The organism is Streptomyces sp. NPDC041124 (assembly GCF_055592385.1).
Genome location: NZ_JBVIYR010000009.1, coordinates 161,967 through 187,884, shown reverse-complemented (window position 1 = coordinate 187,884; position 25,918 = coordinate 161,967). Strand labels below are relative to the sequence as shown.

Genomic DNA, 25,918 nt, shown 5'->3' with positions numbered 1-25,918 from the left:
CCGGGGGACGAACCGATCCGGGGGAACCATGACGGCAGCGGGCGCACCACCCATCGTCTTCGTGCACGGGACGCGGTTCAGCGCGGGCCAGTGGAGCCCTCAGCTCGCCGCACTGCACGAGGAATTCCCGGTGGCCGCCGTCGATCTGCCGGGGCACGGCGCCCGCTCCGCCGAGCCCTGGAGCCTGGCCGCCGCGACGGAGGTCATCGCTTCCGCGGTGGACTCGCTCCGGTGCGGACCGGCACTGGTCGTCGGACACTCGCTCGGCGGGTACGCCTCACTGGAGTTCGCCCGGCGCCGCCCCGAGCGGTTGCGGGGGCTGGTCCTCGCGGGGGCCAGTGCCTCGACCCGCGGCCCGCGGGCCACGCCGTACCGGTGGGTCGCCGGGCTCGTCCCCCGCCTGCCCGCGGACCGGCTGGCCCGGTGGAACGACCGGTTGCTGCGCCGTCTCTATCCACCCGAGGTGGTGGAGGCGACCATCCGCGCCGGCTACGCCTTCCACACCCTGCCGGCCGCGTGGGGCGAGGTGCTGGGCCGTTTCGACGCGGGAGCGATGCGCCGCGTGGCGGCCCCCGTGCTTCTCCTGAACGGCGAGAAGGACGCCGTCTTCCGGTCCGGTGAGAGGGACTTCGCCCGCGCACACCCGCACGCCCGCGTGGAACTGATCCCGCGGGCGGGACACCTCGCGAACTTCGACGACCCGGACGCCTTCACGGATGCCGTCCGCCGCTTCGCCCGGCAGTTGCCCGAGCACGGCTGACCGCGCCGCGCCGGGCCCGGACCAACCGGAGCGCACGGCACGAACCGCGGCGGCGACGCCTCAGCTCCCCGGATGTCCCGGGCGCAGGTCCCAGGCGTGGTGCACCGGGCCTATGCCGGCACCCAGGGCGAAGCCGGACGCTACCGCACCCGTGACGTACCGCTTGGCCGTCGCCACCGCCTCCGGGACCGGGCGGCCCTTCGCCAGCTCCGAGGCGATCGCCGACGCCAGGGTGCAGCCGGTGCCGTGCGTGTGGCGGTTGTCGTGCCGGGGGGCGCGCAGCCAGTGCTCCCGGGTGCCGTCGGTCAGGAGGTCGACGGCCTCGGCCGAGTCCGGCGCGAGATGCCCTCCCTTGATCACCACCCAGCGCGGCCCGAACTCCAGCACCGCCCGCGCCGCCACCCGCAGATCCTGCTCGGCGGCGACCCGTACGCCCGTGAGCTGCGCCACCTCGTCCAGGTTGGGTGTGGCCACCGTCGCCACCGGGAGCAGCCTGGTCCGTACGGAGTCCAGCGCGGAGGAGGCGAGCAGCGGGTCCCCGTGCTTGGAGACCCCCACCGGGTCGATCACCGCGGGCGCGTCGGTGGCGGCGATCAAGTCGGCGACCGTCTCGACGAGTTCGGCGGAGGACAGCATGCCGGTTTTCACCGCCTGTACGCCGATGTCGTCGACGACGCTGCGGTACTGGGCCCGCACCGCCTCCACCGGCAGTTCCCAGGCGCCCTGCACGCCCAGGGAGTTCTGCGCGGTCACCGCGGTGAGCACGCTCATGCCGTGCACACCGAGCGCGAGCATCGTCTTCAGGTCGGCCTGGATGCCGGCGCCGCCGCCGGAGTCGGAGCCGGCGACGGTGAGGACCCTGGGCGGCGCGCTCATGACTCGATGTCCCCGAAGTGGTCCCAGCCGCCCTGGCTGGTCCAGGGCGCCCCGTCGACCGTCACCTGGGGCAGCGCCGAGGGGTGGAGCACCTCGCCGATGACCTTCCAGCGGGCGGGCAGTTTCACGTCCGGCGGGAAGGTCGCCACGATCGCGTGGTCCTCTCCCCCGGTCAGCACCCACTGCATCGGGTCGACGCCGACGGCCTGGCCGATGTCGTTCATCTGCGAGGGGATGTCGACGGCCCCGGAGCGGATGTCGATGCGCACCTTGCTGGCCTCGGCGATGTGCCCGAGGTCGGCGATCAGCCCGTCGCTCACGTCGCACATGGCGGTGGCGCCGAGCCCGGCGGCGGCCGGTCCCGCGTGGTAGGGCGGCTCGGGGCGCCGGTGCGCCTCGACGAAGGCGCGCGGCGAGCGGAAACCGCGCGAGAGCACCGCGTGTCCGGCCGCGGACCAGCCCAGCCAGCCGGTCACCGCGACGAGGTCGCCGGGCTGCGCTCCGCCCCGGGTGACGGGCTCCTGGTTGCGCAGGTCGCCGAGCGCGGTGATCGACACCATGATCGTGTCCCCGCGTACGACATCGCCGCCGACGACCGCGGCTCCGGCCACCTGGCACTCGTCGCGCAGGCCGTCCATCAGCTCGCTGGGCCAGGTGACCGGCAGTTCCGCGGGGACGACGAGGCCGAGCAGCAGCGCGGTCGGCACGGCACCCATGGCGGCGATGTCGGCCAGGTTCTGCGCGGCGGCCTTGCGGCCGACGTCGTAGGCCGTGGACCAGTCGCGCCGGAAGTGCCGCCCCTCCAGCAGGATGTCGGTGCTGGCGACGACCCTGCGGTCGGGTGCGGAGACCACCGCGGCGTCGTCGCCGGGTCCGACCCGGACCGCCGGGGTGGTGGTGAGACGGGAGGTGAGCTCCCTGATGAGCCCGAACTCGCCGAGCTCACCAACAGTGCCCTTCATTACCCTTGCGCCCCTTCTGTCCCTGTGCGTGCCCGGTCGCGAGTCCCCGGGGGCCTCGCTACGGTCGGTGTGACCGTCAACTTCTGTCGTGCCTGCCTCCCGGCGCGCAAGGCCCGGTTCCCGCAGGTCTCCCCGCGGCGAGCGGCGACGCGATACCGTGGCGTTCCTTTTCCCCACATGATCCTCGTGGCCGCCCTGGAGGTTCCGTGGTACAGGCGTACATCCTGATCCAGACGGAGGTCGGCAAAGCGTCGACCGTCGCCGATCTGATCGGCAAGATCCCTGGAGTCATCCAGGCCGAGGACGTGACCGGACCGTACGACGTGATCGTGCGCGCCCAGGCCGACACCGTCGACGACCTCGGCCGCATGGTGGTTGCCAAAGTCCAGCAAGTGGACGGCATCACGCGCACCCTGACCTGCCCGGTCGTCCATCTGTAGCCCCCGTCTACCCTGGGCCGGTGAACTCCTTCCGTCACCGGCGCACCGTACCGTCCGCCCTGTCCGCACTCGTGGTGCTGATCACCGCCGTGGGCTGCTCCTCGGCGGACGACGGCGCGTCCGCGGCGGTTCCCAGCCCGGACGCGAAGGTCACCGAGCTGTGTCAGAACCTGGACGAGGTCCTGCCGGCGAAGGTGGACGGTGAGAGTCGCGACGATCCCGAACCCGCGTCCGAACTGACCGCGGGATGGGGCGGCGTGGCGATCATACTGCGGTGCGGGGTGGAACGGCCCCCGAAGATGGCCGACCCCGCGGTGGCCAACGGCAGCGACGGCGACGCGGTGCCGGGCGGGGTCGACGGCGTGGACTGGCTCATGGAGAAGCGGGACGACGGTACGTACCGCTTCACCACCGCCAACCGCGAGGCGTACGTCGAGGTCCGGGTGACCGACGGACGGGACAGCACGGGCGTGCTGATCGATCTCGCCCCGAGCGTCAAGGAGGCGATCCCCGAGGGGATCGCCTCCTGAGGCGTGCCGGGGGCCGCTCGGCGCTGCCCGGTGGCGCGGGGCCGCTCAGCGCAGCCCGGTCGACCGGCGCAGCGCGGCCCGCACGAGCCGGTCCACCAGTTCGGGGTAACTCACGCCGGTGGCCTGCCACATCTGCGGGTACATCGAGATCGGCGTGAAACCGGGCATGGTGTTGATCTCGTTGATCACGAACTCGCCGTCCTCGGTGAGGAAGAAGTCCGCGCGGACCAGCCCCTCGCAGGACGCCGCGTCGAACGCCTCGACGGCGAGCCGGCGCACCTCGGCCGTCTCCTCGTCGGTGAGCGGCGCGGGCACGATGCCGGGCGTGGAGTCGATGTACTTGGCCTCGAAGTCGTAGTACGCGTGCGCGTCGGGCGGCGGGATCTCGGCGGGCACCGAGGCGCGCGGACCGTCCTCGAACTCCAGCACCCCGCACTCGATCTCGCGGCCCCGCAGCGCCGCCTCCACCAGGATCTTCGGGTCGTGGCGCTGGGCCTCGGCGATCGCCTCGTCCAGGCCGGAGAGGTCGTCGACCTTGGTGATGCCGATGGACGAACCCGCGCGGGCGGGCTTCACGAACAGCGGCCAGCCGTGCTCCCCGGCGAAGCCGATGATCTTCTTGCGGGCGGCGGACTCGTCCTGCTCCCACTCCCGCGGCCGGATCACCAGGTACGGGCCGACCTTGAGCCCGAACGAGGTGAACACCCGCTTCATGTACTCCTTGTCCTGGCCGACGGCCGAGGCGAGCACGCCCGAGCCGACGTAGGGGACGCCGGAGAGCTCCAGGAGACCCTGCAGGGTGCCGTCCTCGCCGTAGGGGCCGTGCAGCACCGGGAAGACGACGTCGACCTGACCGAGGGCCTTGGGCACCGAGCCCGGCTCGCTGTAGACGACCTCGCGGTCGGCGGGGTCGACGGGGAGCACCACGGCGCCGTCCGTCGAGTCGGCGAGCTGGTCCACGCTGGGCGTCCGGCGGTCGGTGATCGCCATGCGTTCCGGCTCGTCCGCGGTGAGCGCCCAGCGGCCGTCCTGGGTGATGCCGATCGGCAGGACGTCGTACCTGGTCCGGTCGATGGCCTTGAGGACGGCGCCGGCGGTGACCACGGAGATCCCGTGTTCGGAGCTGCGCCCGCCGAACACGACGGCCACACGCGGCTTGCGGGACGGCTGCGGCTCGGGGCTCTGGGGGAGGTTCTCGGTGCTCATATCGCGTTGAGAGTACCCGCTGGCAGAGCCGGGAGTCAGCGCCCGCAACGCCGCGCGTGAGCCGGACGGCGGGGGCTGTCGCTCAGCGTCGTTCGGGCTTCGCGCTGCGCGACATGAGCTCCTTGAGGGCGACCACCGGGGGCTTGCCCTCGTGCACGATGGAGACGACCGTCTCGGTGAGCGGCATGTCGACGCCGTGCCGCCGGGCCAGATCCAGCACCGACTCACAGGACTTGACGCCCTCGGCGGTCTGCTTGGTGACCGCGATGGTCTCCTGCAGCGTGAGCCCCTTGCCGAGGTTGGTGCCGAAGGTGTGGTTGCGGGACAGCGGCGAGGAGCAGGTGGCGACCAGGTCGCCCAGGCCCGCGAGTCCCGAGAAGGTCAGCGGGTCGGCGCCGAGGGCGACACCGAGCCGGGTGGTCTCGGCGAGCCCGCGCGTGATCAGCGATCCCTTGGTGTTGTCGCCGAGTCCCATGCCGTCCGCGATGCCGACGGCCAGCCCGATCACGTTCTTCACCGCGCCGCCCAGCTCGCAGCCGATGACGTCGGTGTTGGTGTACGGCCGGAAGTACGGGGTGTGGCAGGCGGTCTGGAGCCGCCGGGCGACGTCCCCGTCGGTGCAGGCGACCACGGAGGCGGCCGGCATGCGGGCGGCGATCTCGCGGGCCAGGTTGGGGCCGGTGACCACGGCGATGCGCTCGCGGCCGACCTTGGCGACGTCGTCGATCACCTCGCTCATCCGCATCGCGGAGCCGAGTTCGATGCCCTTCATCAGGGACACCAGGACCGTGCGGGGCGCGAGCAGGCCGGCCCACTCGGCGAGGTTGCCGCGCAGCGTCTGCGAGGGGATCGCGAGGACGGTGAAGTCGGCGCCGCGCGCCGCCTCGGCGGCGTCCGCGGTGGCCCGCAGGTTCTCCGGGAGTTCGACACCCGGCAGGTAGTCGGGGTTGGTGCGGGTGGAGTTGACCGCTTCGGCGAGCTCGGGGCGCCTCCCCCACAGCACGACGTCGCATCCCGCGTCGGCGAGGACCATGCCGAAGGCCGTCCCCCATGATCCGGTGCCGAAGACGGCCGCCTTGACCGGCTTGCTCACGTACCCAGCCCTTCCTCCCGCGCGGGGGCCCTGCCGCCGCGCGTCCGCTCCTGCCGCGTCTGCCTGTGTGTCCTGCGGCGCTGTTCGATCCGCTCGCTGCGCGGGTCGTAGGGCGTCCCGGGTGCCTTCTCGCCGCGGATCCGCTCGAGCTGGACGGTGACCGCCGCCATGATGACCTCGGTCGCCTCCTTGAGCAGCTCGGGGGTCATCTCCCGGTCGTAGAAGCGGTCGAGGTCCACCGGTGGCCCGGCCAGCACCCTGCTGGTCTTGCGCGGCAGCAGGCTGGGCTTCCTGGCGTACGGCGGCAGCAGTTCGTTGGCGCCCCACTGGGCGACCGGGATCACGGGGCACTTGGTCTGCAGCGCGACGCGCGCGGCACCGGTCTTGCCCGTCATGGGCCAGCCGTCCGGGTCGCGGGTGAGGGTGCCCTCGGGGTAGAAGGCGACGCATTCGCCTCGCTCCACGGCGTCGATCGCGGCGCGGAAGGCGCTGAGCGCGTCCGAGCTCTCGCGGTAGACGGGGATCTGCCCGGTGCCGCGCATCGCGGCGCCGATGAATCCCTTGTTGAAAAGGCCGCTCTTCGCCAGGAATCGCGGAACACGTCCGGTGTTGTACTGAAAGTGCGCGTAGGCGAAGGGGTCGATGTGCGAATTGTGGTTGACCGCGGTGATAAATCCACCCTCGGCCGGAATGTTCTCCATTCCACGCCAGTCCCGCTTGAGCAGAACCACCAGCGGCGGTTTGCAGAGAACCGCGGCGAAGCGGTACCAGAAGCCGATTCTGCGGCGCGGCACGAGTACACCTTCCTCTTCCGAATGACAGGCCCAGGACCGGTCCGGAGGCCAGGCGGGCCGCACAAGTGTCGCCCCGGCCCGCCGGTCTGTCGAGAACACCGTACGCCCCGACCCTCTTACCTCCCGGGGTGCCGGGTGAGAATGACGGCGACAAGAGAGGGACGTAACACTCGTGCAGTGGACCTTGGTGGTACCCCTGAAGCCGCTGGACCGGGCCAAGAGCAGGCTCTCGGACACCGCGGACGACGGCCTGCGCCCCGGGCTCGCGCTCGCCTTCGCCCAGGACACGGTGGCGGCGGCGCTGGACTGCCCGGCGGTGCGGGACGTGGTGGTCGTCACGAACGACGCCCTGGCCTCCCGCGAGCTGGCGGCGCTGGGGGCCGGGATCGTCGCCGACGAGCCGCGCGACGGTCTGAACGCGGCGCTGGCGCACGCCGCGGCGGTGGTGGTCTCCGCCCGGCGCACGGCCTGCGTGGCGGCCCTCAACGCCGATCTGCCGGCTCTCCGTCCGCCGGAGCTGGCCCGCGTCCTGGACGCGGCGGCCGCATTCCCGCGCGCTTTTCTCGCCGATGCGGCCGCGCTCGGCACGACGTTGCTGGCCGCGGGCCGGGGGCGGGAACTGCGCCCGTCCTTCGGTCCGGCCTCCCGGGCCCGGCACCGGGCGTCCGGGGCGGTGGAACTCTCCCCCGGCCCGGTGGATTCCGTACGGCAGGACGTGGACACCGGGGACGATCTGCGGGCGGCGCTGGCACTGGGTGTGGGCCCCCGCACGGCCGCGGTCGCCGCGCGTCTGCTGACCACCGAGCAGTAGGCTGCCGCCATGCAGGCCACCGCGTACACCTACGACCCCGACAGCCGCAGCGGTCAGGTGCTCCTGGACGACGGCACCCCGGTCCCCTTCGACGCCCCGGCGTTCGACGCGGGAGGTCTGCGGCTGCTGCGTCCCGGGCAGCGGGTGCGGGTCGAGACCCAGGGTGAGGGCGAGGCCCGGCGGATCACGCTGGTGACGCTCCAGACGTTCTGACGCCGGCCGCGGCCGGTCCCGGACACACCGCGGGCCGGACTCCTTCAAGGAGTCCGGCCCGGCGCGTGAGAGCCGCTCGCCCGACGTGTCCGAAGGGGCGGGAGAGACCGCTACTTCTTGCGTGCGGTGGTCTTCTTGGCCGTGGTCTTGCGCGCGGTCGACTTCTTGGCGGGGGCCTTGGTGGCCGTCGCCTTCTTCGCGGGGGCCTTCTTGGCGGTCGTCTTCTTCGCGGCGGCCGTCTTCGCGGTCGCGGCGGTCTTGGCGGGCGCCTTCTTGGCCGTGGTCTTGGCGGGGGCCTTCTTCGCGGTGGTGGTCTTCTTGGCGGCCGTCTTCTTCGCTCCGGCGGCCTTCTTGGCGGTGGTCTTCTTCGCCGCGGCCTTCTTCACGGTCGCCGAAGCGCCGCCGGTCAGGCTGCCCTTGGGCGCCTTCTTGACCGAGACCTCGCCACCCCGCGGCAGCTTCTTCGAACCGCTGACCAGGTCCTTGAATCCCTGGCCCGCGCGGAAGCGCGGGACGGAGGTCTTCTTGACACGAACCCGCTCGCCCGTCTGAGGGTTACGGGCGTAGCGTGCCGGGCGGTCGACCTTCTCGAACGAACCGAAGCCGGTGACCGAGACCCGCTCCCCCGCGACGACCGCGCGGACGATGGCGTCCAGTACGTGGTCGACGGCGTCGGCGGCCTGCTGGCGGCCCCCCACCTTGTCGGCAATCGCTTCTACGAGCTGCGCCTTGTTCACGTCTTCCCCTTCGGAGACATCGCCAGAACGAAAGTGTTCAAGCTTTTTCGCACGTTAGGCAGATATATACCGCAAATCAAACACGAAACGGGCTAATCACCCTTGTGCCGCAACGGACTCGGCTGTCTCGACTGGTTCAGCGTTCCTCTTCGGGGAATCGACCCGCGTCGAGGTCCGCGGTGAACCGTTCCAGACGCCTTGCCGCACCGGCGAGATCGTGCTTGGCCGCGGCCGTAATGGCCAGCAGCTTCCGGGCCAGCGCCATCCGTACGCCCTCCGGGACTTGCAGTGCGCGCACCCTTGCATGCGCTTCTTTGAGCTGGACCGCGACCGCCGTATAGAGCTGGAGTTGGCCGTCGTGTCCCATGCACAGATTGTGCCATCTGGGGCGAGTTGTCGCCTGCCCAGGGGGCAACTGCCGCCTCGGACGGCCGTCCGCGCATACCCCGGGATCACGCACACGTGACACGTGTACCCCGGCAACCTCCTTCATAACGTGGCAAGTTGAACGCTCTCAAGCGGACGCGCGGGGCCGAACGGGTGCAGACACGGCCGTACCCCCGATCGGGCAGATCGGGGGTACGGGTGGGGTGAAGCGGTGGCCGAAAGTCGACCTGCGGGGAGGACTTCGGCCGGGGCGCGGGTCAGGCCGTGAGCGTCCTCGGCTTGAACGACGGGCGCTTCGCCTCGTACGCGGCGATGTCCGCCTCGTTCTGCAGCGTGATGGAGATGTCGTCGAGTCCGTTCAGCAGCCGCCAGCGGGCGTTCTCGTCGAGCTCGAAGGAGGCGGTGACGCCCTCGGCGCGCACTTCGCGGGCCTCGAGGTCGACGGTGATCAGTGCGGTGGGGTCGGCCTCGGTGAGCTCCCACAGCGCGTCCACGGTCTTCTGGTCCAGGACCACCGTGAGCAGTCCGTTCTTCAGCGAGTTGCCGCGGAAGATGTCGGCGAAGCGGGAGGAGATCACGGTTTTGAAGCCGTAGTTCTGCAGTGCCCAGACGGCGTGCTCGCGGGAGGAGCCGGTGCCGAAGTCGGGGCCGGCCACCAGCACGCTGGCGCCCTCGCGCTCGGGGCGGTTGAGCACGAACTCCGGGTCCTTGCGCCAGGCCTCGAACAGCCCGTCCTCGAACCCGTCCCGGGTCACCTTCTTGAGCCAGTGGGCGGGGATGATCTGGTCGGTGTCGACGTTGCCGCGGCGCAGCGGGACGGCCCGGCCGGTGTGGGTGGTGAATGCTTCCATGACTGATCAGACTCCAGCGGGCGTACGGGCGTCGGCGTCGGCGAGGTCGGCCGGGGAGGCCAGGTGGCCGAGGACCGCGGTGGCGGCGGCGACCTGCGGGGACACCAGGTGGGTGCGGCCGCCCTTGCCCTGCCGGCCCTCGAAGTTGCGGTTGGAGGTGGAGGCGGAGCGCTCACCGGGGGCGAGCTGGTCGGGGTTCATGCCCAGGCACATCGAGCAGCCCGCGTGCCGCCACTCGGCGCCCGCCTCCTTGAAGACCACGTCCAGGCCCTCGGACACAGCCTGCAGACCCACCCGCGCGGAGCCCGGCACGACCAGCATCCGTACGCCGTCGGCGACTTTGCGGCCCCTGACGATCTCCGCGACGGCGCGCAGGTCCTCGATGCGGCCGTTGGTGCAGGAACCCACGAAGACGGTGTCCACGTTGATCGAGCGCAGCTCCTGGCCGGCTTCCAACCCCATGTACTCCAGGGCCTTTTCGGCGGCGAGCCGCTCCGAGGCGTCTTCGTACGAAGCGGGGTCGGGGACGGACGCCGAGAGCGGGGCGCCCTGGCCCGGGTTGGTGCCCCAGGTGACGAACGGCGACAGTTCGGAGGCCTCGATGACGACCTCGGCGTCGAACTCGGCGTCGTCGTCGGACCTGAGCGTCTTCCAGTAGGCGACGGCCGCGTCCCAGTCCTCGCCCTTCGGGGCGTGCGGGCGGCCCTCGAGGTAGGCGAACGTGGTCTCGTCGGGGGCGATCATGCCCGCACGGGCGCCGGCCTCGATCGACATGTTGCAGATGGTCATCCGGGCTTCCATCGAGAGCTTCTCGACGGCCTCGCCGCGGTACTCCAGGACGTAGCCCTGGCCGCCGCCGGTGCCGATCTTCGCGATGATCGCCAGGATCAGGTCCTTGGCGGTGACGCCGTCGGGCAGTTCGCCGTTGACCGTGATCGCCATGGTCTTGGGACGGGCCATCGGCAGCGTCTGGGTGGCCAGGACGTGCTCGACCTGGGAGGTGCCGATACCGAAGGCGAGTCCGCCGAAGGCGCCGTGCGTGGAGGTGTGCGAGTCACCGCAGACGACGGTCATGCCGGGCTGGGTCAGACCGAGCTGCGGGCCGACGACGTGGACGACGCCCTGCTCGACGTCACCCAGCGGGTGCAGCCGGACACCGAACTCCGCGCAGTTCTTGCGCAGCGTCTCCAGCTGGACCCGGGAGACCGGGTCGGCGATCGGCTTGTCGATGTCCAGGGTCGGGGTGTTGTGGTCCTCGGTGGCGATGGTGAGGTCGAGGCGGCGCACCGGGCGGCCGTTCTTGCGGAGGCCGTCGAAGGCCTGCGGGCTGGTCACCTCGTGCAGCAGGTGCAGATCGATGAAGAGGAGGTCGGGCTCGCCCTCGGCGCGCCGGACGACGTGGTCGTCCCAGACCTTCTCCGCGAGTGTCCTACCCATCGCTTTCCCTCCGGCCGGCACGTGGTGCGCCGGCCCAACTAGATCGGTGAGGAGACGGCGCCCGCACCCCTGATACCGGGCGTCCGCCGCCAGGCCCGGTGGTCCACGGGCCGCGTTGCTTCCGTGCTTCCAGAGTGGCGGGTTCCACGGAAAATTGAACTTGCGTTTCACAGAGTGAGACGCAAGTATCGTTGCATGGACAACAGTAGCGGCGTCGGCGTTCTGGACAAGGCGGCCCTCGTCCTGAGCGCTCTGGAGTCCGGCCCGGCCACCCTCGCGGGGTTGGTCGGGGCGACCGGACTGGCACGACCCACGGCCCACCGCCTGGCCGTGGCGCTGGAACACCACCGCCTGGTGGCGCGCGACATGCAGGGCCGGTTCATCCTCGGCCCGCGCCTGGCCGAACTGGCCGCGGCGGCGGGCGAGGACCGGCTGCTCGCCACGGCGGGCCCGGTGCTCACCCACCTCCGCGACGTGACCGGCGAGAGCGCGCAGCTCTACCGCCGCCAGGGGGACATGCGCATCTGCGTCGCCGCCGCGGAGCGCCTCTCGGGCCTGAGGGACACGGTGCCGGTCGGTTCCACGCTCACCATGAAGGCCGGTTCCTCGGCGCAGATCCTGATGGCCTGGGAGGAGCCCGAGCGCCTCCACCGCGGACTGCAGGGCGCCCGTTTCACGGCGACGGCCCTGTCGGGCGTACGACGCCGGGGCTGGGCGCAGTCGATCGGTGAGCGCGAGCCGGGTGTGGCGTCGGTCTCGGCGCCGGTGCGCGGGCCGTCGAACCGTGTGGTGGCCGCCGTTTCGGTCTCCGGCCCCATCGAGCGGCTGACCCGCCACCCGGGCCGTATGCACGCCCAGGCCGTCATCGACGCCGCCGGCCGCCTCTCCGAGGCGCTGCGCCGCTCCTGACCGTCCCCCGTCCCCCCGGGAACGGGTCCGCCTCAACGCCGCGGCGGGCCCTGCCCCGGCTTCACCCGCCGTCGTCGACGGCGCCGCCTCTCGTGTCTCCCCTGCGTCCCCCCGCGACGATCAAGTACTACCTGCGGGAAGGGATGTTGCCGCCCGGCCGCCGGGTCAACGCGACCACGGCGTCGGCGCGCCGGTGCGGCATCGAGTGAGCGGGAGCGCGCGAAGGCCCTCCACCGAGGTGGAGGGCCTTCGTCGTGCGTACCCCCGACCGGATTCGAACCGGCGCTACCGCCTTGAGAGGGCGGCGTGCTAGGCCGCTACACAACGGGGGCGTGGATCATGCGTTTCCGCAGATCCTGCTGGTCTACCTGGACTCGAACCAAGACTAACTGAACCAGAATCAGTCGTGCTGCCAATTACACCATAGACCAATGATGGTTTAGACCAGTCAGTACCCCCGACCGGATTCGAACCGGCGCTACCGCCTTGAGAGGGCGGCGTGCTAGGCCGCTACACAACGGGGGCCCTGGCGATCCTGCTTCGAGGACAGCGGGAGCTACCCTGACTGTCCTCGCGGGAAGGATCTGTACCCCCGACCGGATTCGAACCGGCGCTACCGCCTTGAGAGGGCGGCGTGCTAGGCCGCTACACAACGGGGGCTTGCGGATGCGATCCGCGGGTGCAGATGAGCTCTGCGAGCTGGCCTACCTGGACTCGAACCAAGACTAACTGAACCAGAATCAGTCGTGCTGCCAATTACACCATAGGCCACTGGAACGCAAGCCCCTGGAGGCCCTTCGTTCTAGTTCTGCGCTTGAGGGTTCCGGCCTTCCGGCCCGCTCCCCGCGGCGCAGGAAGAACATTACCCGAAGGTCGACGGGGCTCCAAAACGAGTATCGGCGCGCAGCAACGACGGCAGTTCGGCGAGGGAGGCGATACGGCGCGGCCCCTCGGGCGGTTCGAGGGTCGCGTACGCCCCGCCGCGGTCGATCCACACCGACAGCAGCCCGGCGTCGGCCGCTCCCCGGCCGTCGATCTCCGGGTGGTCCCCGACGTACGCCACCTGGGCCGGAACCAGCCTCAGCGCCTCACAGGCGGCGAGGAACGCGCCGGCCTCGGGCTTGGACACGCCCAGCTCGGCGGCGCACAGGATGGTCTCGAAGCGGTCGTGCACGCCGAGCAGGCGCAGCTTGCGGTCCTGGACGTGGAGGCTGGAGTTGGAGAGCACCGCGTGGCGGTGGGTGGCGGCGAGCGCGTCGAGCACGGGCAGCACGTCCGGGAAGAGGCTCCAGGCGGACTCGTAGTGCGTGACGTACCGGCGGAACCAGTCGTCCGCCTCGGTGTCGGTCATCTCACGTCCCAGGAAGGCCCGGGTCCGGTCGCGCCGCTGCGTCTCGAAGTCCACCTCGCCGGCGGCGAACCGCGCCCACTGATGTTCGGTGACCTCCCGCCAGTACCGCAGCGCCTCCTCGGCGGAGGAGTACCCGGCGAGCAGCCCCTCGGCGGCCAGGTGCGCCCGTATCCCCTCGCGGTCGGCGGTGGTGTAGTCGAAGAGTGTGTCGTCGACGTCCCAGACGACGGCTCGGATCGCCATGCCACCGACGGTACCCCGTGCGTCGGCCCGGGGCCCGGGGTCGTCCCCCGGCGGTGCGCGGGAGACGGCGAAGAGGGCGCCCGGAGAGTTCCGGGCGCCCTCTTCACCGACGTCGGCTAGGCGGCGAGCCTCGCCAGGGCCGCGTCGATCCTGGCCAGGGTCTTCTCCTTGCCCAGGACCTCCAGGGACTCGAAGAGCGGCAGGCCGACCGTGCGGCCGGTCACGGCGACGCGGACCGGGGCCTGGGCCTTGCCGAGCTTGAGGCCGTGGGCCTCGCCGGCCGCCAGGACGGCGTCCTTGAGGGACTCCGGGGACGTCCAGTCGGCCGCGTCCAGCTTCTCGCGGGCCGCGCGGAGCAGGGCGTCGCTGCCCTCCTTCATGGCCTTGTTCCAGGACGCCTCGTCGAAGACCGGCTCCGCGAGGAACAGGAAGTCGACGTTGTCCGTGATCTCGGAGAGGACCTTCAGGCGGGTCTGCGCGTGCGGGGCGATCGCCTCCCACTTGGCCTCGTCGAAAGCCTCCGGGGCCCAGGGCGCGAACGGGGCCTTGAGCCAGGGGGCGCAGCGCTCGGTGAAGTCCTTCACGTCGAGCATGCGGATGTGGTCGCCGTTGATCGCCTCGCACTTCTTCAGGTCGAAGCGGGCCGGGTTCGGCTGCACGTCGGCGACGTCGAAGGCGGCCACCATCTCGTCGATGGTGAACACGTCCTGGTCGGCGGAGAGGGACCAGCCGAGCAGGGACAGGTAGTTGAGCAGGCCCTCGGGGAGGAAGCCGCGCTCGCGGTAGAGGTTGAGCGAGGACTGCGGGTCACGCTTGGAGAGCTTCTTGTTGCCCTCGCCCATGACGTACGGCAGGTGGCCGAAGGCGGGGATCTCCTTGGCCACGCCCAGCTCGATCAGCGCCTTGTACAGGGCGATCTGGCGAGGGGTGGAGGAGAGCAGGTCCTCGCCGCGCAGGACGTGGGTGATCTCCATCAGGGCGTCGTCGACCGGGTTGACCAGCGTGTAGAGCGGGGCGCCGTTGGCACGGACGATGCCGTAGTCCGGGACGTTCTCCGGGAGGTAGGTGATCTCACCGCGGACCAGGTCGGTGAAGGTGAGGGCCTCGTCGGGCATCCGGAAGCGGACGATCGGCTCACGGCCCTGCGCCGTGTACTCCTCGGCCTGGGCGTCGGTGAGCTCGCGGCAGTGGCCGTCGTAGCCGGAGGGCTTGCCGGCGGCGCGGGCGGCCTCGCGGCGGCTGTCCAGCTCCTCCTGGGAGCAGTAGCAGCGGTAGGCGTGGCCGGCGTCGAGGAGCTTGCGGGCGACGTCCTTGTAGAGGTCCATGCGCTGCGACTGGCGGTACGGCGCGTGCGGGCCGCCGACCTCGGGGCCCTCGTCCCAGTCGAACCCGAGCCAGCGCATCGAGTCGAGCAGCTGGGTGTAGGACTCCTCGGAGTCGCGGGCCGCGTCGGTGTCCTCGATGCGGAAGACCAGGGTGCCGCCGTGGTGCTTGGCGAACGCCCAGTTGAACAGGGCGGTGCGGACCAGGCCCACGTGGGGGTTACCGGTGGGCGAGGGACAGAAACGGACGCGTACGGGGGAGCCGGGTGCGCTAGCCACGCTTGACAACCTTGTTGGTGAGAGTGCCGATGCCTTCGATGGTGACGGCGACCTCGTCGCCGTCGTGGAGGGGGCCGACCCCAGCCGGGGTGCCCGTGAGGACGACGTCGCCCGGGAGCAGCGTCATGGCCTCGGAGATGTTGACGATCAGGTCCTCGATGGAGTGGATCATCTCGCTGGTGCGGCCGAGCTGCCGCTGGGCGCCGTTGACCGTGAGCTGGACGGTCAGGTCGTTCGCGGCGGTGACGTCCAGTCCCGTCTCCACCCAGGGGCCGAGCGGGCAGGAGGTGTCGAAGCCCTTGGCGCGGGCCCACTGCTTCTCGCGCTTCTGGACGTCGCGCGCGGTGATGTCGTTGGCGCAGGTGTAGCCGAAGATCACGTCCTTGACGCGCTCGCGCGGCACCTCACGGCACATCCGCCCGATGACCACGGCCAGCTCGGCCTCGTGGTGCACCTCCTGGGAGAAGGACGGGTAGCGGATCTCGTCGCCGGGTCCGATCACCGAGGTGGAGGGCTTGAAGAAGGCGAAGGGCGCCTCGGGCACCTCGTTGCCCATCTCCTTGGCGTGATCGGCGTAGTTGCGGCCGAAGGCGACCACCTTGTTGGGGAGCACCGGGGGCAGCAGCCTGACCTTGCTCAGCGGGACCTTGGTGCCGGAGAGCTCGAAGTCCGCGAACGGGATGCCCTTGATGATGTCCAGGACGAGTTCGTCCTGCTTCTCGCCCTCGACAGCGCCGAAGGCGACGTTCCCGTCGATGGAGAATCTGGCGATGCGCACGGGATGCTTGTCCCCTTGACCGGTCGGCTGGAGTCTGACGCTCCAGGCTAACGCGGTGGGGCTCCGGCCTCACGCATGACGAGGGGCGCCCCACCAGTGGTGGGGCGCCCCTCGTCATCGCGTCGGATGCCTTGAGCGTTTCGCGGCCGGCGCGCGTATGGATCCGTGTCAGTTCGCGGCGGCCGCCGCGACCGGGATCTCCATGAGGACGGTGCGCCTGGGGTTGGCAGTCTGGGCCGGGAGTTCGACGGGGTGCTCCAGCTGGAGAGGCGTCTGCAGATCGTCGGCGCCGTCGAGGTGGGCCAGCGTCGTGCGCCGAGGGTTGGCGATCTTGTGGAACATCGTCGTCGTCTTCACTGTTTACTTGACCCTGTCCTGTTCTCGGGCGTCCGGCGGGGTCGGCTGACCCCCGTGCGGACGCGGGTTGTCGGTTCTGCCATCCCTGTAAAGCGTCAGGCTAAACATGCAATTCCCTGCCGACCGGGTCGAGAAGTCACGTTCCGCGTGTGAGTTTGCTCACGGAGTGTAGGACAAACCTCACAATCCGGACTCGCCTCTCGGTCGCCGGAATCGGACATTCGCTCCCTGAAGGCACCATTCCGCTCCTGATCATGGCGACTGGGACACTCGACCCGACCGCGCGGTTCGTCCACCTGCGCCCGTTATCGGCGAGATCACTTTCTACCCCTGGTGACCCGCCCCTCACGCGGCGTCACGTAACCCACCCGTAAGCCCTCGGGCCTTGTTGGAGATCCTGCACTGTGCTGGAATTCCACGGACCGCCGCAGGGATCGAGCCGGCGCACAGGGGGCGCACAGACGCGCCGAGTGGCGGCCGAGAAGGGGGAGCCAGCGCCGGTCACTCACGACCACCACGGGGGCGTATTCAGGGCGCCCCTATGACGCCGACACCGTGCCTCGCCGTTCACGCGGAGGGGTGCCTGGTTCAGAGGTTGCGACGCTAGTGCAGGGACGTTTCAAGAGGGATGGCAGCGCTTCGGCGGAGCCGGAGCCGCAGGGCGGGACTGGCCCCAAGGCCGTCAGCTCCTCGCCCCAGCACGCCCAGAACCAGGGCCCGACCATGCCCGGGACCAACGGCGGCCGCCCCGGTGTCTCCGGGCCGACGGCACCGCCGGCTCCGGCACCGGCCGCCCCCAAGACCTCGACCGGCCCCGGGCCGCGAATAGCGCTGCGCAACTGGCGCATCTCGACCCGTCTGGTGTCGCTGCTCGCCCTTCCGGTGGTCGCCGCCACCTCGCTGGGCGCCCTGCGTATCCAGCAGTCGATGGACGACATCCAGCAGCTCGACAACATGAAGCTGCTGACGGACATGACCCAGCAGGCCACCGAACTGGCCGCCGCGCTCCAGGAGGAGCGCGACCAGTCGGCCGGCCCGCTCGCGCACGGCGGCAAGGGCACGGACTTCGCGGTCAAGGGCCACCGTGAGAAGACCGACCGGGCACGGAACAACTTCCTGGACAGCTCGGAAGCGATCGACGCCGCGAGCAAGGACGGCAACCTCAAGGGCGTCCGGGACAACCTGGTGCAGCTCGCCGGTGAGCTCGGCCAGCTGGAGAAGATCCGCAACACCGCCTTCCAGACGGAGAAGAACTCGACCCAGACCGTCGAGGGCTACCACCGCCTGATCGAGAACCTGATCGAACTCTCGCAGGACATGGCGGAGGCGACCAGCAACCCCGACATGATCCAGCGCACGCGTGCCCTGGCGTCCTTCTCCTCCGCCAAGGAGTACGCGTCGATCCAGCGCGCGGTCCTCGCCGCGGCACTGCCCGCCAGCAACACCAGCAAGGGCGACCTCTCGGAGAACGACCGGCTCTACGCCGACTCGGCGCTGCAGAGCCAGAAGTCCGAGCTGCAGAGCTTCAAGAGCATCTACGGCGAGGCCGCCGCGGCCGAGCTGCTGCTGCCGATCCAAGAGGGCAACACCACGATCAAGGCCACCGACGAGTACGCCGGCCGTGCGCTCGCCTCGGAGTTCGGTCTCGCCTCGGTCGGCGCGCGGTCCTACCGCGACTGGCTGGACGACAGCTCCACCAAGATCCAGCAGATGAAGAACATCGAGCACTCGCTGCTCGAGGAGATGGAACAGAAGGCCCGTGAGCTGCGCAGCGCCACCGAGCGCGACGCGATCATCTCCGGTGTCCTGATCCTCCTCGTGCTCGGTGTGTCGCTGGTCGGCGCCTTCGTCGTGGCGCGCTCCATGATCCGCTCGCTGCGCCGGCTGGAGGAGACCGCGACCAAGGTCGCCCAGGAGCGCCTGCCCGACCTGGTCAAGCAGCTCTCCGAGACCGACCCTCAGGACGTCGACACGTCCGTGGAATCCGTCGGCGTGCACTCCCGGGACGAGATCGGCCGGGTGGCCGCGGCCTTCGACGACGTGCACCGCGAGGCGGTCCGCCTCGCCGCCGAGCAGGCCCTGCTGCGGGGCAACGTCAACGCGATGTTCACCAACCTCTCGCGCCGCTCCCAGGGTCTGATCCAGCGCCAGCTGTCGCTGATCTCCGAACTGGAGTCCCGCGAGGCGGACCCGGACCAGCTGTCCTCGCTGTTCAAGCTCGACCACCTCGCCACCCGCATGCGCCGTAACGGTGAGAACCTCCTCGTCCTCGCGGGTGAGGAGCCCGGCCGCCGCTGGACCCGCCCGGTCCCGCTGGTCGACGTGCTGCGTGCCGCCGCCTCCGAGGTGGAGCAGTACGAGCGCATCGAGCTGTCCTCCGTGCCGACCACCGAAGTGGCCGGCCGGGTCGTCAACGACCTCGTGCACCTGCTCGCCGAGCTGCTGGAGAACGCGACCTCGTTCTCCTCCCCGCAGACCAAGGTCAAGGTCACCGGTCACGCGCTGCCCGACGGCCGGGTGCTGATCGAGATCCACGACACCGGTATCGGTCTGTCGCCGGAGGACCTGGCGGCGATCAACGAGCGGCTCGCCTCGCCGCCCACCGTGGACGTCTCCGTCTCCCGCCGCATGGGTCTGTTCGTGGTCGGCCGGCTGTCCCAGCGTCACGGCATCCGCATCCAGCTCCGCCCGTCCGACTCCGGTGGTACGACCGCGCTGGTCATGCTGCCCGTCGACGTCGCCCAGGGCGGCAAGAAGCCCCAGGGCAAGCCCGGCCAGCCGGGCGCCGGCGGCGGTGGCCCCGCCGCCGCGCAGGCGGCCGCCGGTGCCGCGGCCGCACGGCGTGCCGCCGGTGCGGGCCAGTCCCCCTCCGGTGCCCTCGGCGCCGGGGCGCCCGGTGGCCGGCTCGGTGCCGGCCAGGGCCCGCGGGCCGCACTGCCCGGACGGGACGGCACGGGCCGGCCCGACGGAGCGCGGGGGCCGCAGGGCCAGCCGGGCAACTCCACGCCGTCGCTGTTCGACCGGGGCGCTCCCGGCGGGGCTCCGCAGGGCCGTCCCGCTCCGGCGGGCTTCGGCGGCCAGGCGCCCGGCGCCCCGCAGGGCATGCAGGCCGCCGGCGGACAGCAGGAGCAGGACGCCTTCGGTGGCGGACGGGGTCAGGTGCCGCCGCAGCGCGGCACCGGCAACGCCGAGCGGGGCCGTCGCCCGCAGCTCCCGCCGCGCGGTGGCGCGCGCCCCGAGCTGCCCGGCGGCGACCCGCAGCAGCCGCGGCCCAGCTGGAGCGACGAGAACGCCCAGCCGCCGGTGCCGCGCGCCTCGCTGGACGCCCCCCGCGGTCACGAGGAGCCGGACGTCTCCCACACCTCGGCCATGCCGCGGTTCGACGACCGGCAGGGCCCGGGCGCGACGGCGGAGATCCCCAGGTTCGACGAGCGCCAGAACACCGGTGCTCCCGCCTACGGTTCCGACCCGCAGAACACGGGCCAGTACCCGCAGCCCGGTGCGAACGGCCAGAACACCGGCCAGTACGCCCAGCCGGGTACGAACGGCGGTCAGAACTCCGGCCAGTACGCCCAGCCCGACGCCAACGGTGCGCACCACACCGGCCAGTTCGTCCGCGGTGACATCTTCGGTGCCCCGCAGGGCGGGCAGGACCCCTCCTCGACGGGCCAGTTCCCCGTCCCGCAGGGCTACGACAACGGCTCCACCGGCCAGTACTCCCTCCCGGAGCGCCCGGCCGCGGACCCGGCGGTCACCGGACAGTTCGAGCGTCCGCAGGCCGACGGCACGCACGGCGGCGGCCTCGGAGCCCCGCTCCCCCCGGCCCCGCAGCAGCGGCCGCCGGCCCGCCAGGAGCCCGCGCAGCGGCCCGACGGCGGGCGCGGACCGTCCGACGCCTGGGCGCTGCCGCCGGCGACCGGCCCGGGTGACGGCCGTACCCCGCTGTACGACACGCTCGAGACGAACTGGTTCCGCCAGAGCGGCGGGGCGCAGGAGCAGGGCAACGGTCAGGCTCCGGCGCCCCAGCAGCCGCAGCAGCAGCAGTCCCAGCCCCAGCAGCCGCAGGGCCCCACCGGCCCGCAGCGGTCCACCTCCGCTGCCTGGCCCAGCTCGCCCAACGACGAGCTGGTCCGGCAGGCCGAACGCGTCCGGCAGCCGGCCGCGGGCGGCGTCACCACCTCCGGCCTGCCGCGCCGGGTGCCCAAGGCGAATCTCGTCCCGGGCACGGCTCAGCAGCAATCGCACCAGAGCGGTCCCCAGGTCTCGCGCGCCCCAGATGACGTGCGCGGCCGGCTGACCAATCTCCGTCGGGGTATCGCACAGGGTCGTCAGGCCGGTACCACCCAGACCGGCAGCTTCCCGAACCCCACTCACCAGCAGGAGCGTTAGTTGAGCCCGATGAGCCAGGCGGCACAGAACCTCAACTGGTTGATCACCAACTTCGTGGACAACACCCCCGGGGTGTCCCACACCGTCGTCGTGTCCGCCGACGGTCTCCTCCTGGCGCTCTCCGAGGGCTTCCCGCGCGACCGCGCGGACCAGCTCGCGGCCGTCGCTTCGGGACTGACCTCCCTGACGGCCGGCGCCTCCCGGATCTTCGAAGGCGGCAGCGTCGCCCAGACGGTGGTCGAGATGGAGCGAGGGTTCCTCTTCCTCATGTCCGTCTCCGACGGCTCGTCCCTGGCCGTTCTCGCGCACCCCGAGTGCGACATCGGCCTCGTCGGCTACGAGATGGCGCTCCTGGTCGACCGCGCCGGCGCGGTCCTCACCCCGGACCTGCGCGCCGAACTACAGGGAAGTCTGCTCCACTGATCGGCCCCGGCACCACCCGTCTCACCAAATCACCGTCCGGCCGCCACATTCCCCCCACCGGCCCCGTCAGACGGCTTGACCGACCGACTTGCTGTCCCGCCCGGAGGATTCATGACCCCGCCCACCGCCTCTCATGATCCGTACGCGGAGCCGTACGAGGACGAGGGCGACCAGCCACTGGTCCGTCCCTATGCGATGACCGGTGGCCGGACCAGGCCGCGCTATCAGCTGGCCATCGAGGCACTGATCAGTACGACGGCCGACCCGGCAGCGCTCATGGGGCTCCTCCCGGAGCACCAGCGCATCTGCCACCTGTGCCGTGAGGTGAAGTCGGTCGCCGAGGTCTCGGCACTGCTCAACATGCCCCTGGGTGTCGCCCGGATCCTGGTGGCCGACCTGGCGGAGGCGGGCCTCGTCGCCGTGCACCAGCCGGGCGGCGACGAGACGACCGGCGCCCCGGACGTGACACTGCTCGAAAGGGTGCTCAGTGGACTTCGCAAGCTCTAGCGGCGGGACGGTCTCCGAAAGCCGTTCCACCACATCCGCCAAGATCGTGGTGGCGGGCGGCTTCGGCGTGGGCAAGACCACGTTCGTCGGCGCCGTCTCGGAGATCAACCCGCTGCGTACCGAGGCCGTGATGACCTCCGCCAGCGCGGGCATCGACGACCTCACCCACACCGGAGGCAAGACCACCACCACGGTGGCCATGGACTTCGGCCGTATCACCCTGGACCAGGACCTGATCCTGTACCTCTTCGGTACGCCCGGTCAGGACCGCTTCTGGTTCATGTGGGACGACCTGGTGCGCGGCGCCATCGGCGCGATCGTGCTGTGCGACACCCGGCGGCTGGCGGACTGCTTCCCCGCGGTGGACTACTTCGAGAACAGCGGGCTGCCGTTCGTGGTCGCCCTCAACGGCTTCGACGGCCAGCAGCCGTACACGCCCGACGAGGTGCGGGAGGCGCTGCAGATCGGACCCGACGCCCCGATCATCACGACGGACGCCCGGCACCGCGCGGATGCCAAGGGTGCGCTGATCACGCTGGTCGAGCACGCGCTCATGGCACGTCTCAGGTAGGCCCGGGACAACAGCGGCATACTGCGGTTGTCGTAGATGTACTGATGCCGGCTGTGTCCTTTGACACGGCCGGCCTCGGTGTTCATAACGTTTCGGCAGAGGAATCGGGGGAGGTCGACACGCGACGCGTTCGCGCGGTATCGCTGTGCGCACGAGCGGCTCGTCTTTTGCCGGAGGTCGCTCCGTATGACCGTTTTATCTGGGACTTACATCACTGGCTTTCTCCGCCCTCCCATGTTTGGAAGAGCGCTGGTCGTCATGCTGGAATGCCTGAACTGCCCATTAGTCAAAGACGTACTCCCCAGTAGTCGATGACATACCGGGCTCTGAGACATTGCGGCACGACGAAGGTGCCGACCGCCGGAAGGTTGTTGGTCGAGTGAGGCGAAGCAAGAACAGTCCCGAGCCGACGGCCCGGGGCAACTTCACGCCGCCGTCGCGCACAGCGGCGCCCGCGCCAGGTCCCGAACCCACGGCCGCGCCCACCCCGAGCGGAGGCCGCCTGACCCCGCGCAACTGGCGGGTGGCCACGAGACTGAACGCGATCCTCCTCATACCCGTGCTGGTCGGCCTGGTCATGGGCGGCGTCCAGGTGAAGAGCTCGATAGACACCTGGAACGAGGCCGAGGACGCCGAGAACACCGCCCGGCTGGTGCAGGCCTCCCTCGTCTACGCCAACGCCCTCTACAACGAACGCGACGTCACCGCGGTACCGCTGCTCCAGGGCAAGGGCCAGGACGACCCGGACGTCGTCAAGGCGCGCGCCGCCACCGACAAGGCCGCCGACGCCTTCGACGAGGCCGCCGAGAGCATGCCGTCCAAGCCCGGACTGGAGCGCCGCCTGCGGCTGTTCAAGGAGGGCGAGCCGAAGCTGACCGACCTGCGTGCCGCCGCGTACACCTCCAAGCTCAAGGGCGTGCAGACGGAAGAGGGCTACGTCGAGGTCGCCCACCCGCTGATGGAGTTCGCCAACGAACTCGGCCTCGGCACCGGCAACATCACCAGCTACGGACGTACGGTCTACGCGATCTCCCTGACCAAGGCCGCCCTGTCGCTGGAGCGCGCCATCGGCATGCACCTGCTGGTGAAGCCGGGCCCGACCGAGAGCCAGCTCGCCAGCCAGCGCGTCGCCCTGTCGTCGTACGCCTACCTCGAGGGCATCGCCATCGAGGAGTACAAGGGCGGTGGCACGGAGGCCGACGCGGCCAAGCTGGAGCAGACCTCGCAGCGGATCCAGGCCGAGGGTGCCGCCATGGCCAGGGAGTCCGCGCAGCAGGACCCCGACTACGTCCCGCCGCCCGCCAAGCCGGAGACGATGATCTCCGAGCTCGGCCGTCTGTCCTCCACGGACCCCTCCGCCCGCGCCGAGCTCGCCGAGAAGGGCATCACCCCCGCCAACTGGTGGGCGGTGAACACCCTCAAGTTCGACGGCTACCGCGAGATCGAGTCGGACCTCGCCGACGCCGCGGTGAACGAGGCCTCCCAGATCGCCGACGACGCCCAGCGCGACGCCTTCATCACCGGTGCGGCCGTCGTGGTCGCCCTGCTCGCCGCGTTCATCCTGGCCGGCATGGTGGCCCGCCAGATGAGCCGCTCCATGCGCCAGCTGCGCAACGCCGCCTTCGGCATCGCCGAGCAGCGTCTGCCGATGCTGGTCGACCAGCTCTCCCGGACCGACCCGGGCCGGGTCGACACCAAGGTCGCGCCGATCCCGATCTCCTCCACCGACGAGATCGGCGAGGTCGCCCGCGCCTTCGACCAGGTCCACCGCGAGGCCGTCCGGCTCGCCTCCGAGCAGGCGCTGCTGCGGGGCAACATCAACGCGATCTTCACCAACCTGTCGCGGCGCAACCAGTCGCTGATCGAGGGCCAGCTGACCCTGATCACCGACCTGGAGAACAACGAGGCCGACCCGGACCAGCTGGAGAACCTCTTCCGCCTGGACCACCTGGCCACCCGTATGCGCCGCAACGGCGAGAACCTGCTGGTCCTCGCCGGCGAGGAGCCCGGCCGCCGCTGGGACCAGCCGGTCCCGCTGGTCGACGTGCTGCGCGCCGCCTCCTCCGAGGTGGAGCAGTACGAGCGCATCGAGCTGTCCGGTGTTCCCGAGGCCGAGATCCACGGCCGTGCGGTGACCGACCTCGTGCACCTGCTCGCCGAGCTGCTGGAGAACGCCACGACGTTCTCCTCCCCCCAGACCAAGGTCCGCGTCACCGCGACCCGTCTCCCCGACGGCCGCGTGATGATCGAGATCCACGACAAGGGCATCGGTCTCACCGCCGAGGACTTCGCGGACATCAACCACAAGCTGGCCAACCCGCCGACCGTGGACGCCGCGATCTCGCAGCGCATGGGCCTGTTCGTGGTCGGCCGGCTGTCCGACCGGCACGGCATCCGGGTCCAGCTGCGCCCCTCGGGCGAGCAGGCCGGCACCACCTCGCTGGTCATGCTGCCGGACGCCATCACCCACGGTGGCGGTGGCGAGCAGCAGCCGGCCCACGACGAGTTCACGGTCTCGCAGATCATCCCTGAGCAGCACTTCCAGGGTGAGAACTTCAACCAGCAACAGCAGCAGCCGATGCGCACCGCCGCGGAGCTGGGCTTCGACGACAGCCGTTACGCGGAGGTCCCCGACGACATCCGGGACCTGGACCCCGTCGGCCGCTCGCTGATGCGCGAGGAGCGCCGGGCGGCCCTGGAGTCCCAGTCGCAGCCCGAGCTGACCGCGTCGAACGCCCAGGAGGCCCCCGAGGGGGCCGGCTACCGGGACGAGTTCGCCGGCCCGCAGGGCTATGACGACACCCAGGGCTACGACGGTGACGGCCAGGGCGGCTACGCCCAGAACCAGGGCTTCGACGGTTTCCAGGAACCGCAGCGCGGCGCCGGCTACGGCCAGTACGACAACGGGCAGCAGACGGCGTACGGCGATCAGCAGCAGCAGTCGTACGGCGAGGGCTACTACCCGCAGAACGGCCACCTGCCGCAGAACGACGGCTTCCCGTCCAACGGCGGTTACCAGGACGCCTCCTACGCGGAGCCGGCCCGGGGCGACCACACGGCCGCGGGTGCTCCCGCCTCCGACGGCTTCCCCTCCTTCACGGACCGGCGCCAGGAGGACGACTGGCCGCAGGCGGACGGCTACCACAACGGTCACCCGGCCCAGTACCCTGCTCAGACCCCGGACGCGGAACCCGCGCAGGCCGCTGACGCAACGGAGCAGGACAGCGTAGGCTTCGACCGTCCGGGACCGGCTGCCTCCGGGAACCAGAACCTGACCGACGCCGGGCTTCCCCGCCGCGGATCCACCGCGAGCGGTGCGAACGGCACGGGCGGCGCCCAGCGCGTGAACCAGGAGCCGCCGGCCTCCGCCGCGGAGGGCAACGGCGACAACGACTGGCGTTCGGCGAACGACGAGCGCTGGCAGCAGGCGTCGGCTCTCCGGAAGCCGAAGGCGGGCGGAGTGACATCCTCCGGTCTGCCGCGGCGGGTTCCCAAGGCCAACCTGGTCGAAGGAGCCGCCGAAACCACCCCTCAGGGAGGCCCCCAGGTCTCCCGCGCCCCGGAAGACGTCCGGGGCAGGCTGAGCAACCTGCGTCGCGGTGTCCAACGGGGCCGCAGCGCGGGCAGTGAAACGAACGGCCAGGGCCTCGGTCCTGACAGCACCTACAACCAGGAGCGTTAGTGTGAGCCCG

The 25,918-nt window shown here is 71.0% G+C and carries 24 protein-coding genes and 5 tRNA genes; 11 read left to right on the top strand and 18 right to left on the bottom strand.

The genetic code is table 11. The features are described from left to right. The first annotated feature begins 28 nt into the window (after positions 1-28). Entirely contained in the window at positions 29-760 is a 732-nt protein-coding gene (locus ACZ6A9_RS24510; protein ID WP_468988965.1) for an alpha/beta fold hydrolase, read from the top strand. Positions 761-820: 60 nt separating this feature from the next. On the opposite strand, the gene thiD is transcribed toward ACZ6A9_RS24510, so the two are convergent. Both thiD and ACZ6A9_RS24500 read right to left on the bottom strand, forming a co-directional pair. Then, positions 821-1,636, bottom strand: coding sequence for a bifunctional hydroxymethylpyrimidine kinase/phosphomethylpyrimidine kinase (thiD, locus tag ACZ6A9_RS24505; protein WP_468988963.1), 816 nt, complete (start codon positions 1,634-1,636; stop codon positions 821-823). After that, the gene (locus ACZ6A9_RS24500; RefSeq protein WP_228967276.1) at positions 1,633-2,598 is read right to left on the bottom strand and encodes a thiamine-phosphate kinase; all 966 of its coding nucleotides are present in this window, start codon (positions 2,596-2,598) and stop codon (positions 1,633-1,635) included. Before ACZ6A9_RS24500 ends, thiD begins: the two co-directional genes overlap by 4 nt. A gap of 206 nt (positions 2,599-2,804) precedes the next feature. Here ACZ6A9_RS24500 and ACZ6A9_RS24495 point away from each other — a divergent pair, with 206 nt between their 5' ends. After that, positions 2,805-3,038, top strand: coding sequence for an Lrp/AsnC family transcriptional regulator (locus tag ACZ6A9_RS24495; RefSeq protein ID WP_052579718.1), 234 nt, complete (start codon positions 2,805-2,807; stop codon positions 3,036-3,038). Positions 3,039-3,058: 20 nt separating this feature from the next. Beyond that, positions 3,059-3,568 carry a DUF3515 domain-containing protein gene (locus ACZ6A9_RS24490; RefSeq protein WP_468988959.1) on the top strand — a complete coding sequence of 170 codons (510 nt, stop codon included), beginning with the start codon at positions 3,059-3,061 and terminating at the stop codon, positions 3,566-3,568. Between the two features lie 45 nt (positions 3,569-3,613). On the opposite strand, the gene ACZ6A9_RS24485 is transcribed toward ACZ6A9_RS24490, so the two are convergent. The 3 genes from ACZ6A9_RS24485 to ACZ6A9_RS24475 all read right to left on the bottom strand — a co-directional run bounded on the left by ACZ6A9_RS24485 (position 3,614) and on the right by ACZ6A9_RS24475 (position 6,661). Beyond that, positions 3,614-4,774: a D-alanine--D-alanine ligase family protein gene (locus ACZ6A9_RS24485; RefSeq protein WP_468988957.1), complete on the bottom strand. Its 1,161-nt coding sequence runs from the start codon at positions 4,772-4,774 to the stop codon at positions 3,614-3,616. 82 nt (positions 4,775-4,856) lie between these two features. Then, positions 4,857-5,867, bottom strand: a complete 1,011-nt coding sequence (locus ACZ6A9_RS24480) for an NAD(P)H-dependent glycerol-3-phosphate dehydrogenase (RefSeq protein WP_190098036.1) — start codon at positions 5,865-5,867, stop codon at positions 4,857-4,859. Continuing rightward, positions 5,864-6,661, bottom strand: a complete 798-nt coding sequence (locus tag ACZ6A9_RS24475) for a lysophospholipid acyltransferase family protein (RefSeq protein ID WP_468988954.1) — start codon at positions 6,659-6,661, stop codon at positions 5,864-5,866. The genes ACZ6A9_RS24480 and ACZ6A9_RS24475 overlap by 4 nt, the downstream gene beginning before the upstream one ends. Positions 6,662-6,833: 172 nt before the next feature. Here ACZ6A9_RS24475 and cofC point away from each other — a divergent pair, with 172 nt between their 5' ends. Further along, positions 6,834-7,472, top strand: a complete 639-nt coding sequence (cofC, locus tag ACZ6A9_RS24470) for a 2-phospho-L-lactate guanylyltransferase (RefSeq protein ID WP_468988951.1) — start codon at positions 6,834-6,836, stop codon at positions 7,470-7,472. Positions 7,473-7,481: 9 nt separating this feature from the next. Further along, positions 7,482-7,685 (top strand): hypothetical protein, encoded by a 204-nt coding sequence (locus ACZ6A9_RS24465; protein ID WP_468988948.1) that lies wholly within the window; start codon positions 7,482-7,484, stop codon positions 7,683-7,685. A gap of 110 nt (positions 7,686-7,795) precedes the next feature. Here the strand turns inward: ACZ6A9_RS24465 and ACZ6A9_RS24460 are convergent, their stop codons facing one another. The 4 genes from ACZ6A9_RS24460 to leuC form a co-directional block, all read right to left on the bottom strand. Next, positions 7,796-8,422 carry an HU family DNA-binding protein gene (locus ACZ6A9_RS24460; protein ID WP_468988946.1) on the bottom strand — a complete coding sequence of 209 codons (627 nt, stop codon included), beginning with the start codon at positions 8,420-8,422 and terminating at the stop codon, positions 7,796-7,798. Positions 8,423-8,558: 136 nt separating this feature from the next. Then, a complete protein-coding gene (locus tag ACZ6A9_RS24455) occupies positions 8,559-8,789 on the bottom strand; it encodes an SCO5555 family protein (protein ID WP_468988943.1) in 231 nt (76 codons plus the stop codon). 277 nt (positions 8,790-9,066) lie between these two features. Beyond that, entirely contained in the window at positions 9,067-9,660 is a 594-nt protein-coding gene (leuD, locus tag ACZ6A9_RS24450; RefSeq protein WP_468988941.1) for a 3-isopropylmalate dehydratase small subunit, read from the bottom strand. Positions 9,661-9,666: 6 nt separating this feature from the next. Next, positions 9,667-11,097, bottom strand: coding sequence for a 3-isopropylmalate dehydratase large subunit (leuC, locus tag ACZ6A9_RS24445; protein WP_468988938.1), 1,431 nt, complete (start codon positions 11,095-11,097; stop codon positions 9,667-9,669). Between the two features lie 195 nt (positions 11,098-11,292). On the opposite strand from leuC, the gene ndgR reads away from it, so the two are divergent. After that, positions 11,293-12,006: an IclR family transcriptional regulator NdgR gene (ndgR, locus tag ACZ6A9_RS24440; RefSeq protein WP_189559557.1), complete on the top strand. Its 714-nt coding sequence runs from the start codon at positions 11,293-11,295 to the stop codon at positions 12,004-12,006. A gap of 259 nt (positions 12,007-12,265) precedes the next feature. Here the strand turns inward: ndgR and ACZ6A9_RS24435 are convergent. From ACZ6A9_RS24435 to ACZ6A9_RS24395, 9 genes are all read right to left on the bottom strand, one after another. Further along, positions 12,266-12,338: transfer RNA gene (locus ACZ6A9_RS24435), tRNA-Glu, on the bottom strand. Positions 12,339-12,365: 27 nt separating this feature from the next. After that, a tRNA-Gln gene (locus ACZ6A9_RS24430) sits at positions 12,366-12,437 on the bottom strand. A 21-nt stretch (positions 12,438-12,458) separates the two neighbouring features. After that, a tRNA-Glu gene (locus ACZ6A9_RS24425) sits at positions 12,459-12,531 on the bottom strand. A 62-nt stretch (positions 12,532-12,593) separates the two neighbouring features. Further along, a tRNA-Glu gene (locus ACZ6A9_RS24420) sits at positions 12,594-12,666 on the bottom strand. Positions 12,667-12,705: 39 nt separating this feature from the next. Continuing rightward, a tRNA-Gln gene (locus ACZ6A9_RS24415) sits at positions 12,706-12,777 on the bottom strand. 91 nt (positions 12,778-12,868) lie between these two features. Beyond that, positions 12,869-13,600: an HAD family hydrolase gene (locus ACZ6A9_RS24410; protein ID WP_468988936.1), complete on the bottom strand. Its 732-nt coding sequence runs from the start codon at positions 13,598-13,600 to the stop codon at positions 12,869-12,871. Between the two features lie 116 nt (positions 13,601-13,716). Continuing rightward, on the bottom strand, positions 13,717-15,201 hold the full coding sequence (gene gltX / locus ACZ6A9_RS24405; protein WP_468988931.1) for a glutamate--tRNA ligase: 1,485 nt from the start codon (positions 15,199-15,201) through the stop codon (positions 13,717-13,719). Next, positions 15,194-15,979 (bottom strand): fumarylacetoacetate hydrolase family protein, encoded by a 786-nt coding sequence (locus ACZ6A9_RS24400; protein WP_228967264.1) that lies wholly within the window; start codon positions 15,977-15,979, stop codon positions 15,194-15,196. The genes gltX and ACZ6A9_RS24400 overlap by 8 nt, the downstream gene beginning before the upstream one ends. 168 nt (positions 15,980-16,147) lie before the next feature. Beyond that, the gene (locus ACZ6A9_RS24395; protein ID WP_228967263.1) at positions 16,148-16,336 is read right to left on the bottom strand and encodes a hypothetical protein; all 189 of its coding nucleotides are present in this window, start codon (positions 16,334-16,336) and stop codon (positions 16,148-16,150) included. A gap of 606 nt (positions 16,337-16,942) precedes the next feature. On the opposite strand from ACZ6A9_RS24395, the gene ACZ6A9_RS24390 reads away from it, so the two are divergent. From ACZ6A9_RS24390 to ACZ6A9_RS24370, 5 genes are all read left to right on the top strand, one after another. After that, positions 16,943-20,725: a sensor histidine kinase gene (locus tag ACZ6A9_RS24390; RefSeq protein ID WP_468988926.1), complete on the top strand. Its 3,783-nt coding sequence runs from the start codon at positions 16,943-16,945 to the stop codon at positions 20,723-20,725. Between the two features lie 9 nt (positions 20,726-20,734). Beyond that, a complete protein-coding gene (locus tag ACZ6A9_RS24385; RefSeq protein ID WP_030216565.1) occupies positions 20,735-21,148 on the top strand; it encodes a roadblock/LC7 domain-containing protein in 414 nt (137 codons plus the stop codon). Between the two features lie 111 nt (positions 21,149-21,259). Further along, complete coding sequence (locus ACZ6A9_RS24380) at positions 21,260-21,655, top strand: DUF742 domain-containing protein (RefSeq protein ID WP_004924977.1); 396 nt, start codon at positions 21,260-21,262, stop codon at positions 21,653-21,655. Beyond that, on the top strand, positions 21,636-22,226 hold the full coding sequence (locus ACZ6A9_RS24375) for a GTP-binding protein (protein ID WP_468988924.1): 591 nt from the start codon (positions 21,636-21,638) through the stop codon (positions 22,224-22,226). The genes ACZ6A9_RS24380 and ACZ6A9_RS24375 overlap by 20 nt, the downstream gene beginning before the upstream one ends. A gap of 379 nt (positions 22,227-22,605) precedes the next feature. Beyond that, positions 22,606-25,908, top strand: coding sequence for a nitrate- and nitrite sensing domain-containing protein (locus tag ACZ6A9_RS24370; protein WP_468988921.1), 3,303 nt, complete (start codon positions 22,606-22,608; stop codon positions 25,906-25,908). Positions 25,909-25,918 lie beyond the last annotated feature (10 nt).